14 protein-coding genes and 1 pseudogene are annotated in these 16,296 nt (G+C 49.2%); 4 read left to right on the plus strand and 11 right to left on the minus strand.

Annotated features, from left to right (window positions below; all coding sequences use genetic code 11):
* Positions 1-242 precede the first annotated feature (242 nt).
* From RW114_RS20995 to ettA, 3 genes and pseudogenes are all read left to right on the plus strand, one after another.
* A pseudogene (locus RW114_RS20995) lies at positions 243-449 on the plus strand (IS1 family transposase); the annotation flags it as partial.
* 749 nt (positions 450-1,198) lie between these two features.
* Positions 1,199-1,642: a host attachment protein gene (locus RW114_RS12980; protein WP_340123184.1), complete on the plus strand. Its 444-nt coding sequence runs from the start codon at positions 1,199-1,201 to the stop codon at positions 1,640-1,642.
* Between the two features lie 895 nt (positions 1,643-2,537).
* Positions 2,538-4,205, plus strand: coding sequence for an energy-dependent translational throttle protein EttA (gene ettA / locus RW114_RS12985; protein ID WP_340123185.1), 1,668 nt, complete (start codon positions 2,538-2,540; stop codon positions 4,203-4,205).
* A 72-nt stretch (positions 4,206-4,277) separates the two neighbouring features.
* Here the strand turns inward: ettA and tusC are convergent, their stop codons facing one another.
* From tusC to mtnA, 6 genes are all read right to left on the minus strand, one after another.
* Positions 4,278-4,634, minus strand: coding sequence for a sulfurtransferase complex subunit TusC (gene tusC, locus RW114_RS12990; RefSeq protein ID WP_340123186.1), 357 nt, complete (start codon positions 4,632-4,634; stop codon positions 4,278-4,280).
* A gap of 4 nt (positions 4,635-4,638) precedes the next feature.
* Positions 4,639-5,028 carry a sulfurtransferase complex subunit TusD gene (tusD, locus tag RW114_RS12995; protein ID WP_340123187.1) on the minus strand — a complete coding sequence of 130 codons (390 nt, stop codon included), beginning with the start codon at positions 5,026-5,028 and terminating at the stop codon, positions 4,639-4,641.
* 6 nt (positions 5,029-5,034) lie between these two features.
* On the minus strand, positions 5,035-5,310 hold the full coding sequence (locus RW114_RS13000; RefSeq protein WP_340123188.1) for a type II toxin-antitoxin system HicB family antitoxin: 276 nt from the start codon (positions 5,308-5,310) through the stop codon (positions 5,035-5,037).
* Between the two features lie 244 nt (positions 5,311-5,554).
* Positions 5,555-6,097, minus strand: a complete 543-nt coding sequence (locus tag RW114_RS13005; protein ID WP_340123189.1) for a hypothetical protein — start codon at positions 6,095-6,097, stop codon at positions 5,555-5,557.
* 69 nt (positions 6,098-6,166) lie between these two features.
* Positions 6,167-6,886, minus strand: a complete 720-nt coding sequence (gene cysZ, locus RW114_RS13010) for a sulfate transporter CysZ (RefSeq protein ID WP_340123190.1) — start codon at positions 6,884-6,886, stop codon at positions 6,167-6,169.
* Positions 6,876-7,916: an S-methyl-5-thioribose-1-phosphate isomerase gene (gene mtnA / locus RW114_RS13015; RefSeq protein WP_340123191.1), complete on the minus strand. Its 1,041-nt coding sequence runs from the start codon at positions 7,914-7,916 to the stop codon at positions 6,876-6,878. The genes cysZ and mtnA overlap by 11 nt, the downstream gene beginning before the upstream one ends.
* A 141-nt stretch (positions 7,917-8,057) precedes the next feature.
* Between mtnA and RW114_RS13020 the strand changes: the two genes are divergently transcribed.
* Entirely contained in the window at positions 8,058-9,371 is a 1,314-nt protein-coding gene (locus RW114_RS13020) for a TRZ/ATZ family hydrolase (protein ID WP_340123192.1), read from the plus strand.
* A gap of 185 nt (positions 9,372-9,556) precedes the next feature.
* Here the strand turns inward: RW114_RS13020 and RW114_RS13025 are convergent, their stop codons facing one another.
* From RW114_RS13025 to RW114_RS13045, 5 genes are all read right to left on the minus strand, one after another.
* Positions 9,557-10,024: a CreA family protein gene (locus RW114_RS13025; protein ID WP_340123193.1), complete on the minus strand. Its 468-nt coding sequence runs from the start codon at positions 10,022-10,024 to the stop codon at positions 9,557-9,559.
* A 75-nt stretch (positions 10,025-10,099) separates the two neighbouring features.
* Positions 10,100-11,704 carry an ABC transporter ATP-binding protein gene (locus RW114_RS13030; RefSeq protein ID WP_340123194.1) on the minus strand — a complete coding sequence of 535 codons (1,605 nt, stop codon included), beginning with the start codon at positions 11,702-11,704 and terminating at the stop codon, positions 10,100-10,102.
* On the minus strand, positions 11,697-13,040 hold the full coding sequence (locus RW114_RS13035; RefSeq protein WP_340123195.1) for an ABC transporter permease: 1,344 nt from the start codon (positions 13,038-13,040) through the stop codon (positions 11,697-11,699). Before RW114_RS13035 ends, RW114_RS13030 begins: the two co-directional genes overlap by 8 nt.
* Positions 13,040-14,017 carry an ABC transporter permease gene (locus RW114_RS13040; RefSeq protein ID WP_340123196.1) on the minus strand — a complete coding sequence of 326 codons (978 nt, stop codon included), beginning with the start codon at positions 14,015-14,017 and terminating at the stop codon, positions 13,040-13,042. Before RW114_RS13040 ends, RW114_RS13035 begins: the two co-directional genes overlap by 1 nt.
* The gene (locus RW114_RS13045) at positions 14,014-16,272 is read right to left on the minus strand and encodes an ABC transporter substrate-binding protein (RefSeq protein ID WP_340123197.1); all 2,259 of its coding nucleotides are present in this window, start codon (positions 16,270-16,272) and stop codon (positions 14,014-14,016) included. The genes RW114_RS13040 and RW114_RS13045 overlap by 4 nt, the downstream gene beginning before the upstream one ends.
* Between the last annotated feature and the right edge of the window lie 24 nt (positions 16,273-16,296).

Raw genomic sequence — 16,296 nt, forward strand, 5'->3', positions numbered from 1 at the left:
TAATTGAACGAGTGCGTTGTTTTAATGTTCATTTTAATGCAATCCATTCAACTTTAAAACCCACTCGAATCAATCCATAAGTCGGGAAATCAAAATACATTCAAAGTTGCTGTATTTCGACAGCCTAGGGTGACAGTCTTGTGTCGGTTAATCCAGGCTATTTGAACTGAGCGCAAGCAGTGAGCTAAGCGTCAGGCGAGAACAACGGTCTCAAATCTAATCAACGCTGGCTCTGATCTACGGCATACCAGAGCCATCTTGATGCCGACAAACATGAAGTGGGTCAGCGCAATACCCAGAAAACAGAACGCAAAAACTTAAATTTCAAAACCTGGATTAAACACCTGGCATACAAAACTATTTGTTTTTCGGATCTCGAATTGATGCATGATGCGACCATCGGCTTACTGATCAATACGGTCGAGTTTAAACTCAATATTTACACATAATTACAGATTTCACCCACTACCCTCCATCGATCTAGAAAGTTTTATGCTGCTATCGGATTTTTAATCATGCGTCCAATAGTTATTCACAAAACCTGTGGATAACTCTGTGCGTTGCTTGTTCTAGTTATCGCTTAGCTGCGGTTTTTATTGGTGTTTTGTTAAATTGTACAAAAACTCAACAAATCAATAATTTTATAGACTATCAATAACTTACAACGGCTTATCGGCCTTTATAACGCTCATTTAAAAGCAACGCTAAGTCACTGATTGTTCCTGTGTGCAAATGTTAAATACTCTTGTCAAAAACCAATTAATCAATGTCTTCGATGCTTGCCATATTCAAAAACAATACATCGCTGTGGCTGAGTCCTCACCCCCAATGTTTATGAGTAAATTGTTGTTTTTTATTGAATCTTGTACCCATCTCAACCTACCGCGCTATTATACTGAACAGGTTTTGCAAATCCGTCCGGAACATGTAATGTTTCGATAAGGGAATGAACTTGCTCAAACGTTACGAACAGGCTACTTTGCTCTGTCCGCGAAATTTCGTGCGATCAAGATAACGACAAATACAAACTATTAACAAAGTCCTCTATACACTTCATCCGCTTGGTATTACTACTTATTGATTGAAGGACCTGATTCCTCTAACCTACAACTAGTGACGCAAAATTTATGTTTTTAGATTTAATGAGTTTTGCAAGTAACGTGTTATTTAAACTCAATATGCCACAGAAGGAACCATCATGAAATTAACCTGGATACTCGTTGCTGACAGTACTCGTGCACGCATTTTTACTGCCGATACGTCCGCTTCTCCTTTAGAGGAAATCGAAGATTTTTCTCATTCCGAAGGTCGTTTACACGACCGTGAGATAACCTCCGACCTGCCTGGAAGGATCAAAAGCGTCGGTGGAGGCGGACATGCTTTTGAACAACCTACCGATCCGAAAAAACACAAAGTTGACAGTTTTGCGCATATCGTTGCCCAATATCTGGAAGACGCGCACAACACCAACCGGTTTGAGCAACTACTGATTGTAGCCTCTCCGTCTTTTCTTGGCTTGCTACGTAATCATCTGCCTGAACAGATTAAAAAACTGATTCGCTTCGAACTCGACAAAGAAATCACCATGTTGAGTGTCGCCGATATTCGTCAACATCTTCCCCAATATCTGCCGAATCTTTAACAACCCGTCTCGTTCCTACATGCCAATGCAGGAACGAGATCTGCCATTCAACCCCAAATACAGCGGCCAACCTGCGTCCAATACTTACTCACAAAATCTGTGGATAACTCTGTGTATTGATTGTTTTAATTAGCGCTTAGCTGCGGTTTTTATTAGTATTTTGTTAAATCGTACAAAAATTTAACAAAAAAATAATTTTATAAACTATCAACAACTTACGGTCATCTTTCGGACTTTAAGCGGCACATTTAAAGGCAAGGCTAAATTATTGATTGTTGCTGTGTGCAAATGTTAAATACCGATCCTCGTTCAGCACATTCCGTTTCGCGAAACCAGAAAGCTGTCCTAAAATAGAGAACCTACTGCGGCTTCTATTCGGACAGCCTTCTAAAGAGCTTCACGCCCAATCTGGAGATTGGAAATCCAGCAGAATTGTATTAAATTTTATTAAATCTTTTAACTTTTAGAATCTTTCTTGGTTTTCTTCGCCGCTTTCTTTTCTTTCGGACTTAAAGCAGGTTTTTTCTTATCTTCTTTATTGCTTTTTTGTTCTTTGCTCATGGTACTCACTCCAAATAATTGATGGTTTTTTCTGAAAATTCATGCAAATGGCACCGGTATTACCAGTGTTTTGAAGATTAATATTGCAAAGTTTGACTGCCAAATACAGCGAATTAAGCATACGCTCATGCTCTACTTTATGCTACTTCCATATCATTTTAAAAAACCCACTGTTCATAAATAACAAAATACCCATTAAATCAATGACATAATTCCACCTACAGGGATGTAGGTACTTAGCTTGAGCAGGAGCAGTTGCCGAGGAACAAAAACTGCGCCTAAGGTGCCTACTTCTGCTACCCTTTATCAACCTTAAACTGATGAACTGAACACTATGGCGCAATACATATACTCAATGAACCGGGTCGGCAAGATTGTCCCGCCCAAAAAATATATCCTTAAGGACATCTCGCTGTCTTTTTTCCCCGGCGCAAAAATCGGCGTACTGGGGCTAAACGGCTCGGGTAAATCGACGCTGCTACGCATCATGGCGGGCATCGACAAGGACATTGAAGGCGAGGCTATCCCGCTCAAAGGCATTAACATCGGCTATCTGCCGCAAGAGCCGCAGCTCGACCCCAATAAAACCGTGCGCGGCAATGTCGAGGAAGCCGTCGCGGAAATCAAGGAAACTTTGGCGAAACTCGACGCCGTCTATGCGGCTTACGCGCTGCCCGATGCCGACTTTGACAAACTGGCCGCCGAACAAGCGTTCCTGGAAGACTTCATCAACGCTTGCGACGGCCATAACCTGGACCGCAAGCTCGAAGTCGCCGCCGATGCGCTACGGCTGCCGGATTGGGATGCCGATGTGACCAATCTGTCCGGCGGTGAAAAACGCCGCGTGGCGTTATGCCGGCTGTTATTATCCAACCCCGACATGCTGTTACTGGACGAACCGACCAACCATTTGGACGCGGAATCGGTCGCCTGGCTGGAACGGTTCCTGCACAATTATCCCGGTACCGTGGTTGCGGTCACCCATGATCGCTACTTCCTGGACAATGTGGCCGGCTGGATTCTGGAACTGGACAGAGGCTCCGGCATTCCGTGGGAAGGCAATTACTCCAGCTGGCTGGAACAAAAAAGCAACCGGCTGTTGCAGGAGGAAAAACAGGAATCTTCCCGCCAAAAAGCCATGAAAGAAGAGCTGGAATGGGTGCGTTCCAGCCCCAAAGGCCGCCATGCCAAAAGCAAGGCCCGATTGGCGCGTTTTGACGAGTTATCGGCTACCGACGTGCAAAAACGCAACGAGACCCAGGAAATTTATATTCCACCCGGACCTCGTTTGGGCGACGTGGTGATTGAAGCCGACAACATCAGCAAGGCTTTCGGCGACAAGCTGTTAATCAACGGCTTGAGCTTTAAACTGCCGCCCGGCGGCATCGTCGGCATTATCGGCCCGAACGGCGCGGGTAAAACTACGCTGTTCCGCATGATGGCCGGTGTCGACCAGCCCGATTCCGGCACCCTAACACTGGGACAAACCGTTCAACTTGCCTATGTTGATCAGTTGCGCGATGATCTGGATCCGAAAAAAACCGTGTTCGATGAAATTTCCGACGGTCTGGACATGATTACCGTCGGCAAATATGAAACCCCATCACGGGCTTATGTCGGCCGTTTTAACTTTAAAGGCGCAGACCAGGGAAAACGCATCGGCGATTTGTCCGGCGGCGAACGCAACCGTGTACATCTGGCCAAGCTGCTTAAAACCGGCGGCAACGTACTGTTGCTCGATGAGCCGACCAACGATCTGGACGTTGAAACCCTGCGGGCGTTGGAAGAAGCGCTGCTGGCGTTCCCCGGTTGCGCCGTGGTTATTTCGCATGATCGCTGGTTTCTGGATCGGATCGCTACGCATATGCTGGCTTTTGAAGGCGACAGTAACGTGGTCTGGTTTGAGGGCAACTATGAAGATTACGAGACCGACCGCCATCGCCGCCTAGGTAGCGATGCGGATAATCCGCACCGGTTAAAGTATAAGAAGCTGACTGGGTAATCGCCTCTAATTGTAGTGTTGTTTGTGGGGGCGACTAAAGTCGCCCCCACAGCATTCTTGCTAACAGTAAATCTACCCCGCAAACACCACATCAAACCGCTTCATCAATCCGGCTATGTCTTTCCGGTAAAACTCCTGCACCGGCAAGCACAAATCCCCCGGCTTTAGGCCGCGTTCCTGTAGCGACTCCACTTCGGTATAAATATCGTTAACATCGTAGATTTCCAGCGCTTTAAAAATGGAGGCAGTATCTTTCATGCCCGCTATTTCAGGATTCTGGCCGTTTTTCAGCTGAAACACACCATCGTCCAGCAACAAGATACTGACATGCTGGTCAAACGCGGCGGTGATCAGAATAATATCCAGCATTTCCTGAACCTGGGCGCCGCTGTGCGGCGGTTTACGCAATACAAATAAATAACGCTTCATGCCCTCACCCGAATACGATAAAGCGGTCGGCTTCCAGCGTGGCCTCAACCAACTGCCCCAAACCGGAAATGCGAAAGCCCTCTGCCAAATCATTATCCTGCTTGCCCTGCCGCTGGGCCTCGTCGCTGCATAACAAACCGCGCCGTTGCGCGGCGGAAATGCACACCACTAGATCGATCTGATGCAGTCTTGCCAACTCGCTCCATTGCGCGCTGAACTGGAGTTCATCGTCCGGCGGCGTGGCGTATTTGAATGCATGATAAATGCCGTCTTGATAAAAAAACACCCTGAATACTTGATGCCCTTGCGCCAACGCGGACTTGATAAATTGATACGCGGTATATCCGGCATTGGACTGGTAAGGACTGGCGTTGACTTGTATGGCGAATTTCATTTGGTTTTAGTGTTCCCTCTCGTCGCGCATACTTTCAAGCAATTGATCGATACTCTCTAAATAACTGACACCAAAAAACTGTTCTGGATTTAATTTGGCATTTTCGGCATCTAGGTGGCGCTCGGCCTTCGCCTCCAAAAGCTTCTTGGCTACGTCACTGGCGATTTCCAAAGTTTCGGTTATTGTCCGTCCCTGAGCTATCAAACCGGAAATGTCGTCTGAGGTGGCTAAATAAACACCCTCTGGCAATTTTTCAATATGAAGATTAATAATCTGTTCCATGCGGCAAATCCCGGAAATTAACACTGTAGGAGGAAATGAATAATTGTATCAATCCTATAGGCGGCTTTTGCATCGGCTAAGCTTATTTTCTTTTGCGCGCATTCCCAAGCTCCAGCTTGGGAATGCAGTCTTGGAAACTCCAGCTTCCTGTCCAGTCTCGCGAAGCTAGAGCTTCGCGTACTGGGTTCCCAAGCTGGAGCTTGGGAACCAGCATAAACCTACCTGACTCGGGTTGACCGAGAGGTTATGCATAGGGCTTCATTAAGGCTGGCAATGCCTGAGTGAAGAATTGCTCTCTACTCACCGTTGTTACCGCTGAAGCACTAAGCGCAATTAGCCGTTTTTGCTCTTCGGGAAAATTAAAGAGCACTTGGTGGTGGGCAATGAACCACGATTGGTACACGCGGAAGAGCGGGGGAAACTCTCCAGTCAGCTTCCAGTATGTGCCGCAAGCTTCAAGGATTAGGAACTCGCTTTGCTCGGGATTGAAGTCAATAGTGGAGTCGTGATCTCGATCAGCGTGCTTAAAGAAATTCTCAGCGCCATTGATTAGGTCGCGGACCTCCTTCTCATGACCTTCCTTGATGTAGTCAAGGAAACCATCTTTAGCAATTAGAGGCGAACCACCTCTCTTTTTGTTGATGTCTCGTACCACGTTGTAAGCGGCGGAAGTAAGCGTGTGAATAGCGACTGGATCGCCATAAACAAAATAGAGGCGAATGACCGTCTCTAGCTGCCGTTTGGCAGCATCCAGCTTTGAAATGGTCAGTTTCTGGCGCTCAGTCATGATACATAACTATAAATAGACACCTTTTTAAATGCATTAATTTCTAGCAAACACCTTACCATTAACCGCTCAATCCTGCTTAATCTCATTAAAATAAAGCGTAGCGCCAATCACTGCCGCCGGGGCGATGATGATATTCAGCACCGGAATAGTCAGCCCAAGCACCGCCAGACCGCCAAAACTTAACGCGCCCAACCTGACGCTTTTGACCAGGTTTTTCTGTTCGGAAAACAATATACCCTCGTTTTCCAGCGGATAGGCTAGGTATTCCAGCGCCATGCCCCAGGCGCCGAACAGAGCCCATAGCACAGGCGCAATTACGTTGATACCGGGAATAATCGACAAGATCAGCAACGGCAAGGCTCGGGTCCCCAGATAGCCCATACGCCTTAATTCCGCAAACAGGACTTTAGGCAATGATGGTTCGGCTATTGTCATTGGCTTGTCGCTTACCATCGCCAGTGTTTTTGCGGATAAATGGCCGTAAAAAGGCGCGGCAATCAGATTCGCCAATACCGTGAAGGTGAAAAATCCGGCGATAATAAAACTGATAAAAAACAGCGGCCATAAGATCCAGCTTAACCATTGCAGCCAGCCGGGAATAAATTGATCAATCAAGTCCGAAATATAAAAATATCCCAAGGCTAAGGCGGCGCTGTACAAGACCACGTTGATTAAAATCGGAATGATGATGAATTTTCGCAGTTCCGGACGTGTCAATAAGTTCAGCCCCTTAAATAAAAAGCCGATGGCCAATACCGGATTATTGCCTTTTTTATCAAATTGCATTTTTTAAACTCCTTACCCCATGCTCAGCAGGATTCAATATTACACCGCGCTCGGTCACAATCGCCGAAATCAGTTCCGCCGGGGTCACGTCAAAGACCGGATTCCAGGCGCTAACCAGGGAACCCTCCCCGACATAGCAGGCCGGCAATAATTCGTCAGGATTGCGCTGTTCAATCTCTATCTGGTCGCCGTTGTCGATTTTCCAGTCGATGGTCGTGATAGGTGCTACCACCATTAACTTGACGCCATGCTGTTTGGCCAGCACGGCCAACGAATAGGTGCCGATTTTGTTTGCAGCATCGCCATTGGCGGCAATGCGGTCTGCGCCGACCACGATCCAGTCGATGGCTCCGGATTTCATCAGCCATGCCGCCGCCGAATCGGCAATCAAGGTCGAAGCAATGCCGTCTTGCGCCAATTCCCAAACGGTCAGCCTTGCGCCTTGCAGCCAGGGCCGGGTTTCGCCCGCATAAATGTTAATGCGCTGGCGTTGATAAGCGCTACGAATAACGCCCAGCGCCGTGCCGTAACCGCCGGTTGCCAAGGCGCCGGCGTTACAATGGGTCATCACGCCTTTAGCACCGGCCAGAATATCCGCGCCCAACTCACCCATTTTGTGATTAGCCGCAATATCGTCGCTATGGATTCTTTCCGCACAAGCCAGAACGGCCGCAGGGGGATTGTCCAGTGACTTAGCCAGTTTGACCTTCATCTGATCCAACGCCCAAAACAAATTGACCGCTGTTGGCCTGGACTTTGCCAACATGGCTATATCGGCCGCCACTTTTTGCCGCCAATGATTGGACTGGGCATAATGTTTGCGAACCGACAGTGCCACACCGTAAGCGGCCGCTATGCCGATTGCCGGAGCGCCGCGCACACGCATGCTGGCAATGGCCTCTGTGAGGCCTTCGGCATCCGTGTATTCATCGTAAACGATTTTTTCCGGCAATTGCCGCTGATCCAATACCTTTAAAGCGCTGCCCGTCCATTGCAAGGCTTGTACGGTTAATTTATTTTGCATAGTCATTAATAGCCTAATTGTTCAGTGTCTTTTTTAAGAGGCGAAAGTTTATTGTCCTTCGGCTTTCGCCTTCCATCTAATCCTTTCCTTCGTGCCGAATAGTGTCTAAAAAGTTATAATTCGGCAACCCAAACCCAGGAATATCTTATGACAGTTGTCGATACCCTCATCCACGCTCGCTGGATTATACCCGTTGAACCGGAATCCGTAACCCTAGAACACCATACGCTGGTTATCGATAATGGTCGAATCATCGACCTGCTACCGACCGGACTTGCCCAGCAGAAATACCAAGGAACAACTACCGAGAATCTGGACAACCACGCCCTGCTGCCCGGCTTAATCAACAACCACACCCATGCCGCGATGACCTTAATGCGCGGTATTGCCGACGATTTACCGCTGATGGACTGGCTTGCCAACCATATCTGGCCGCTGGAACAAAAATGGATGAGCGAGGCCTTTGTCAAAGACGGCACCGACCTGGCGATAGCCGAGATGATACTGGGCGGCACCACCTGCTTCAACGACATGTATTTTTTCCCGGAAATCACCGCAGCGCAGGCCATACAACACGGCATTCGCGCCAGCGTCGGCCTGATCGTCATCGATTTCCCGACAGTCTGGGCCGAAAACAGCGACGCCTATATTGAAAAGGGTCTGTCCCTGCACGAGCAGCTACGGCACCACCCGCTGATTTCCACGCCGTTTGCGCCGCATGCGCCATACACGGTATCTGACGAACCGTTGCAAAAAATCAAAACCCTGTCCGATGAACTGGAACTGCCGATCCATATGCATGTCCACGAGACGCTGCATGAAATCGAACAGCAACTGGAAAAAACCGGACAGCGGCCCTTGCAAAGACTGCATGAACTCGGCCTGATCGACCCGTCATTCATCGCGGTACACATGACCCAATTAACCGACGACGAAATCGCCCGGTTTGCAGAATCCGGCGCTCATATCGTGCATTGCCCCGAGTCCAATTTAAAACTCGCCAGCGGCTTTTGCCCTGTTGCCAAATGTATCGCCGCCGGCATCAATGTGGCTTTAGGCACCGACGGCGCGGCCAGCAACAACGACCTGGACATGTTCGGCGAAATGCGCACCGCAGCACTGCTCGGCAAAGCCGTTGCCGGTGATGCCAGCGCCATTCCGGCGATGACCGCGTTGCGCATGGCGACTATCAACGGCGCGAAGGCTTTGGGCCTGGACAATGAAATCGGCTCGTTAAGCATCGGCAAAGCCGCCGATGTGATTGCCGTTGATTTATCGCATCTGGAAACCCAGCCCTTATATTGCCCGATTTCGCAGATCGTTTACGCCGCAAGCCGCCAGCAAGTCACCGATGTCTGGGTAGCGGGCAAACGTTTGTTAAAACAGCGCCATCTGACTACGGTTAATATTGATGAGCTGAGGATGAAAATTAGCGAATGGCGGGAGCGGTTGGCTGGCTGATTTTTCACTACGAACGGCTGCATGGAGCAATTGCCAAGACTCAAGGAAAAATATTGCTGATTCACTGGCTCTCAAGCTCCAGCTTGGGGGTCCGCACAATAAGGCCGGTTCGGGTCGAACCAAGAACAGCCAGTCGTCCTGTAAGACGCAATAACTTCAGCGTATTGCGTCCTACTGCCGCTTGACTAATCCCACTTCATAACCGGCACTGATGAAATAGAGTTCTTTGGCGAACCTTCAATCACCTTGTCACTGTAAGCCAAATAGACCAGAACATTACGTTTTTTATCATAAAAACGCACCACTTGCAGACTCTTGAAAACCAGCGACAGACTTTCTTTAAACACCACCTCGCCATTTTTCAATTTATCCAGTTTGCCGGTATCAATTGCGCCTATTTGCCGACAGGCAATTGATGCTTCCGTTGGATCTTCAGCCAGACCTACCGCACCTTTCATTCCGCCGGTTTTAGCGCGTGATACATGACAAGCAACACCGGGAACATCAGGATCGTCGAAGGCTTCAATCACAATTTTATTATTGGCTCCGAGCAGCCTAAATGTCGTGCTGACATCACCGATTTCTTCGGCTGACACAGTAAAGGCTAAGGTGCTGAGAACCATTGTTAGCGTACGCAAGATTTGTTTTTTCATCAGTTTATCCACAAAGTTAAGAAGTTATTCTGCCTTTACTGCCCGAACGCAGCAAGACCCAAGTTGTATCCGCTTTCAACTATCCGTTTTCAAAACCGGCACCGCCGCCAGCAGCTTTTTGGTATAAGCCTGCTTGGGCTGAGTCAAAACCTCGGCCACACTGCCCTGCTCGATGATCTTGCCCTGGTACATCACGGCAACGTCATCGGCTATTTCGGCGACGACGGCAAGATCATGGGTGATGAACAAATAGCTCACGCCTTTTTCCTGTTGCAAGGTTTTAAGCAACTGGATAATCTGCGCCTGTACCGACACGTCCAGCGCGCTGGTCGGCTCGTCGCAGACGATCAGTTTGGGTTCGACCGCCAAGGCGCGGGCTATGCAGATGCGCTGGCGCTGCCCTCCGGAAAACTCATGCGGATAACGCAGCGCCGAATCTTCGGGCAAATCGACTTGCTGCAATAGTTGCCGGACTCGGGTCTTGCGCTGCTCGGAACTCACCTCGGGATGCAAGGCCCTGATGCCTTCGGCGATGATGTCGCCGACCAGCATGCGCGGATTCATCGATGAAAACGGGTCCTGAAACACGATCTGGATGTTGGCGCGCTGTTGCCGCAAAGCTTCTCCGCTTAAAGCATTCAACTCGACGCCGTTGATCACGACCCAACCGCTGCCGGGTATCAGGTTTAACAAGCTCTTGCCCAAAGTGGTTTTGCCGCAGCCGGATTCGCCGACCAGGGCCAAGGTTTTACCTTGCTGTATGTTAAAACTCACGCCATCGACTGCCCGCACAAAATCGACTACCCGCTTGAAAATGCCTTTCCGTATCGGGTAATAACAAAAGAAATCACTGACCTGGAGTAACGGCGGTTTTTCTTGCGCGCTGTGCGTCAAGCAACTCTGCATCAACGGCAGCGCATTCAGCAGCTTGCGGGTATAGGGGTGTTTGGGCTGGTTGAAGAACTCGGCGGTCGCGCCGGTTTCGACGATTTTACCCTGCTGCATGACCGCAACCCGGTCGGCCATTGTGGATACCAGCGCCAAGTCATGACTGATCAGCCACAACGCCATGCCGGTCTGTTGCTGAATAGCTTTCAACAAGGCCAATATTTGCGCCTGAATGGTCACATCCAGGGACGTGGTCGGTTCGTCGGCAATCAATAAATCCGGTTTGCCTGCCAAGGCAATGGCTATCATCACCCGTTGCCGCTGGCCGCCGGAAAGCTGATGCGGATAGTCTTTAATACGCTGCTTTGGATCAGGTAGTTCAACTTGCTGCAACAATTCCAGCGCCCGTTGTTTAACCGCTTCCCTGGGCAAGTCGAAATGCAACTTGATGACTTCCTCGATCTGGCTACCGATGGTCATCACCGGGTTCAGCGAGGACATCGGGTCCTGAAAAATAAAGCCGATGCGCCGACCGCGAATTTTGCACAGCTCAAATTCGGAGCGGTTCACTAAATTATCGCCTTGCAGGTTGATCGCGTCGGCATTCAGCCTTGCATTATTGGGCAATAATCTGAGCACCGACAAGGCGGTGATCGATTTGCCGGAACCGGATTCCCCGACCAAGGCGAAGGTTTCGCCTGCATGGATCTCAAAACTGATGTCGTCGACCACCGTCTGCCGGTGGTTGAAGGTGACGCTAAGATGCTTAACGGCCAGTATCGGATTATTCATTGCCGCTCCGCCTCGGATCGAACGCATTTTGCACCACGTCGGCAAACAGATTGGCGGCCAGCACCAGCGCGAACATAAACACAAAGGCAGCCGTCAGCGACCACCAAACAATAGGCTCACGCGCCATTTCCAGCCGTGCGCCGTTAATCATATTGCCCCAGCTGTAGCTGGTCGGATCGACGCCGATATTGATGTAGGACAACACCGCTTCGGCCAGCACCAGCGAACTGAAATCCAGCACCACGGAAATCAGCACGATATGCATCACATTGGGCAGGATGTGGCGCAGCAAAATCGCGCCTTGCTTAACGCCCAACGCGGAGGCGGCCTGGACGTATTCCATTTCCCGGAGTTTGAGGGTTTCCGCCCGGAGCAACCGGCATAAGCCCGTCCAACTGGTCACGCCGAGGATCATGCACAGGAATAATAAGCGCGTATCGGCCCTGACGATAACGCTGGTAAAGGCGGCTTCATGATTGGCCATATAGACCTGCACCATCAGGATCGAGGCGGCTATCAGCAAGACGCCGGGGATCGAGTTGAGCGTGGTGTAAATGTATTGGATGATGTCGTCTACCCAGCCGCGAAAAAAACCGGCCAGGATGCCGAAGATGATCGCCATCGGCAGCATGATTAACGTGGTTAAGGTGCCTATGACCAAGCCGGTACGTATGCTTTTTACCGCCTGATAAAAAACGTCTTCGCCGACTTTGTCGGTGCCGAAAATATGATAATAGGCGGATAAGTAGATTGAGGCGTAACTGAACGACACGATAACAAACACGACTGCCCAGACTGTTTTCGCCGTTGAACTGCGTATGAAGCGTTTATGCTGCTCAGCTAATAATCCCCACATCAGCAATATAATAAAACCAATCAAACTGGCGCCTTGAGCCAAGCCGTAAACGGCTTTTTGCAGAATGTCGGCAATATGCTGTGTTTCAGTATCCTCCAAATGCCTGCCGCCGAATTCCAGACGCGGATAAGCCCATTGTATGGAGCCGTCCGCCAGCGTCATCATTTCCTTGCTGTACAGCGTGGTTGCAAAAGGCGCGGAATAGGTTTTCTCGCCATGCTCGCGCAACGGCGTGGCGAAGGCATCCAGCAGACTGATAATCTCGTTTTTCTTGTCGTCTGCAGGTTTAAAATGCACGGAATCGAGCAAGCCGATCAGCACAAAAAACAACAGTACCACCAATGACGCCATGCCGATTTTACTGCGTCCTATTTGTTGCAGAGGGCGCTGAATATGTTCTTTGCCGCGCAGGTAAATGCCCAGCGCCAATATCACCACAATCAGCACATAGATCAGCGCGTCTGTCCATAGAACCACCATTACGACAACCTCACGCGCGGATCAACCAGGGTGTAGGAAATGTCGGTCAATAACAGCCCGATTACATATAACACCGAACCCAGGAAAACCATCGCGCGAACGATAGCGAAATCCTGGCTGTTGATCGCATCTATCGTATAACTGCCTAAACCGGGGATGCTGAAAAACGATTCCATGATCAGACTTCCCATGAATAACAGCGGCAACACGACCACTACGCCGGTCAAAATGGGAATCATCGCATTGGGTAAAACATGTCGGAACAGGGTTTGGGTTTCGGTTAAGCCCTTGGCTCTGGCGGTGCGCACATAGTCTTTTTCGACTTCTTCCAAAAACAAGGTTCGGTACCAGCGAACGCCTGAACCTATGCCGGAAAACACGCCGATCAACACCGGTAAGATCAGGAATTTAACCGCCGCCATGCCGTCGTCATAGCCGGATATAGGCACCAGCCTTAAGATTTTACCGATGAAAAACTGTCCGCCGATGATATAAAACAGCGAGGAAATCGACATCAAAATCACACATAAAACCAGACCCGCATGTTCCAGGTAGCTGTTGCGAAACAACACCATCATCAGCGCAAAACAAATATTCACCAGCAGGCCGATCATCAGCGTCGGCAATGCCACGGCAAGACTGGGCCAGGCGCGTTCTTTAATGTCTGCACCGATATTCCTGCCGCTATCGGACACGCCGAAACGAAACAACAACAAGCCGACCGATTTTTGATAAAAAATGGTGTCAATTATTTTTTTTTCGCCTTGAGCATCGTCATTCCAGAGCAACGGCACATCGTAGCCGTGTTGCTGTTTCCAGTTGGCGATGGATTGCTCGGTAACGTGCTTTTGCCCCAGTTGCATCCTCGCCATATCGTCCGGGCTGTTGACGACGAAGAACAGCACGAAGGTTAAGATATTGACGCCCATCAATAAGGGTAAGCTGTATAAAAGTCGCCGGATAATATATTGAGTCATAGCTTGGTTTCCTTGATCCGGCGGCGATAGGCAATAACTGCCGGAATCAACATCAACACAAATACCGCGCCACCCAACACCAAAGGCCAAAATACCGGTTCATTCCATTGTTGCCTTTTTGTATCTCGATCGGCCGTATCAATGCGGGTATATTTCAGTTGGTTATTCGCCATCAGATTGGGTTTGAGGTTTTTGTACCAGTGATGAAACAGTGAAAAGTTCTTTGGATGATAGCCGAAAACCCACGGCGCATCATGGCGCACAATCTCCTGCATTTGCTGAATAATCCGGTAGCGCTGCTCGCTGTTATCCATGTTGCGCATTTGCTCGAATAAACAGTCGAATTCGGGGTTATGGTAATTGGCGGCATTTTCACCGCCGTGCTGCACTTTGGAATTGGCACCGTACAGCAGGAAAAAGAAATTCTCGGGATCGGGGTAATCGGCGTTCCAGCCCCAGACAAAGATCTGCGCATTACCGGTACGCATTTTTTCCTGGAAACGGTTGTAATCGGTGCCGCGTATCACCAGTTTTATACCCAGCTTTTCAAATTGTTTGCGATACCAGTTCATCCGGGGACGATCATCAATGCTCGCAGCTGTGGTATCAAAATACAAAATCAGGGCTGCTTTAGTTTTGGGATCTATACCATTGGCATAACCGGCTTCGGTCATCAGTTGCCTCGCGTCAGCGATTTTTTTACGCTGAGTTTTGCCTACAGGACGTAGGTAATGGGCGTGAGCACGACTGTCATGGATGCAGGAGGTAGAGCAATGCAGGAGCGATTGCCGAGGAGCGGAAGCTTTACCATCAACACTATCATAAACATAAGGATTGATACCCGACTTATCTTCGGAAAACCCATAGATACCCGGTGGCAAAACGCCTTGCGCAGCAACGCCGCGCCCGTTGGTAAAAATGGAGATGTATTCTTCATAATCGACCGCGATAGCGATAGCCTGCCGTAACTTTCGCCCCTGTTCGGTCTCACCGCCTACGGTCGCGTCAAGCATATTAAAGCCCATGTAAAAACTGGATATCGCCACCGAGGTTTGCAGCTGAATGCCTTTTTCAAGCATGGTAGGCGTTAGCGCCACCTCGCCGCTGCCGGTAAATTGTATGGCCTGATCGAAACTGTCAGAGGCGATGCCCGACGCATCGTAATAACCTTGCAAAAATTTGGTCCAATAGGGAATGGTTTCTTTTTCCAGCATAAAGACCACTTTATCGATAAACGGCAGTTTTTTTCCCGCATCAACCAGCAGGCCTTTTTGTTTGTCTTCAGCTTCGCCTTCGGTCGGATAGGTTTCAAGATGGAACAACGGATTTTTAAGCAAGACCATGCGTCGGTTCGGGTTATTTTCGGCCATTAAATAGGGCCCTGTGCCTAGCGGAAACCAGTCCAGGGTTATGTTTTTGTCGGCAAGTCCTGCCTGATCATAAAACACATCCGCTTCCCACGGCATCGGCGAGAAAAACGGCATGGCCAACCAGAAGATAAACTGCGGATATTTGCCTTTAATGCGTATGCGGTATTGATAACGACTGAGCGCTGTTGCACCGGCTATGTTCAGGTTTCTGATCGCTGTCTTGGGTTGGTCTGCGACCTGTTTGGAAAAATCATCAAATCCGACAATATAATTTTTCATGATTTCAGCTATCGGCGACTGCATTTTTGGATGCGCCAAGCGTTTGATCTGATAAACATAATCCTCGGCGGTGAGTTCACGCGAACCGGTGTTTTTAAAATCATTCAGCAACGCAGCACCCTCGATTTGCGCTGGGTTTAACCGGTGATATTCATAATCGCCCTGGGCGTTTTTTGCCAGCGCAGGGTGCGGCTGATAACGAATACCGGGCTGAATTTCAATCATATAATCGGTAAACGCAATATCGTCGTCATTTGCGCCATAGTCCAATTTCTCGCCTTTCTGATTCAGGTGAATAACCTCAGGCATACGGGCAGCGGTTAACGGCACCAATTGATAAGGCCTTTTTAAATAATGATATTGAAAAGGCGGCTCGTAAATCTGCGCGATAAAGGCATATTCGTTGGCATTGTAGGATACAGCCGGATCAAAATGCTTGGGCCGCTCGGAAAATGATTCGTATAAAACCGCCTGCTTGCCTTCGTCTTCGCTATACGGATTATTAGGCTGATCTGATTCCCGCGGCGTACACGAAACCGAGACGGCCAAAAATACGGCCGACAACATCAGGACTAATACACGAACTTTGCAGAATTGCATCTTCATACGACTACATGGAATTAAAAGGCA

The sequence above is a fragment of the Methylobacter svalbardensis genome (genome assembly GCF_037671525.1).
GTDB classification, from domain to species: Bacteria; Pseudomonadota; Gammaproteobacteria; order Methylococcales; family Methylomonadaceae; genus Methylobacter_A; species Methylobacter_A svalbardensis.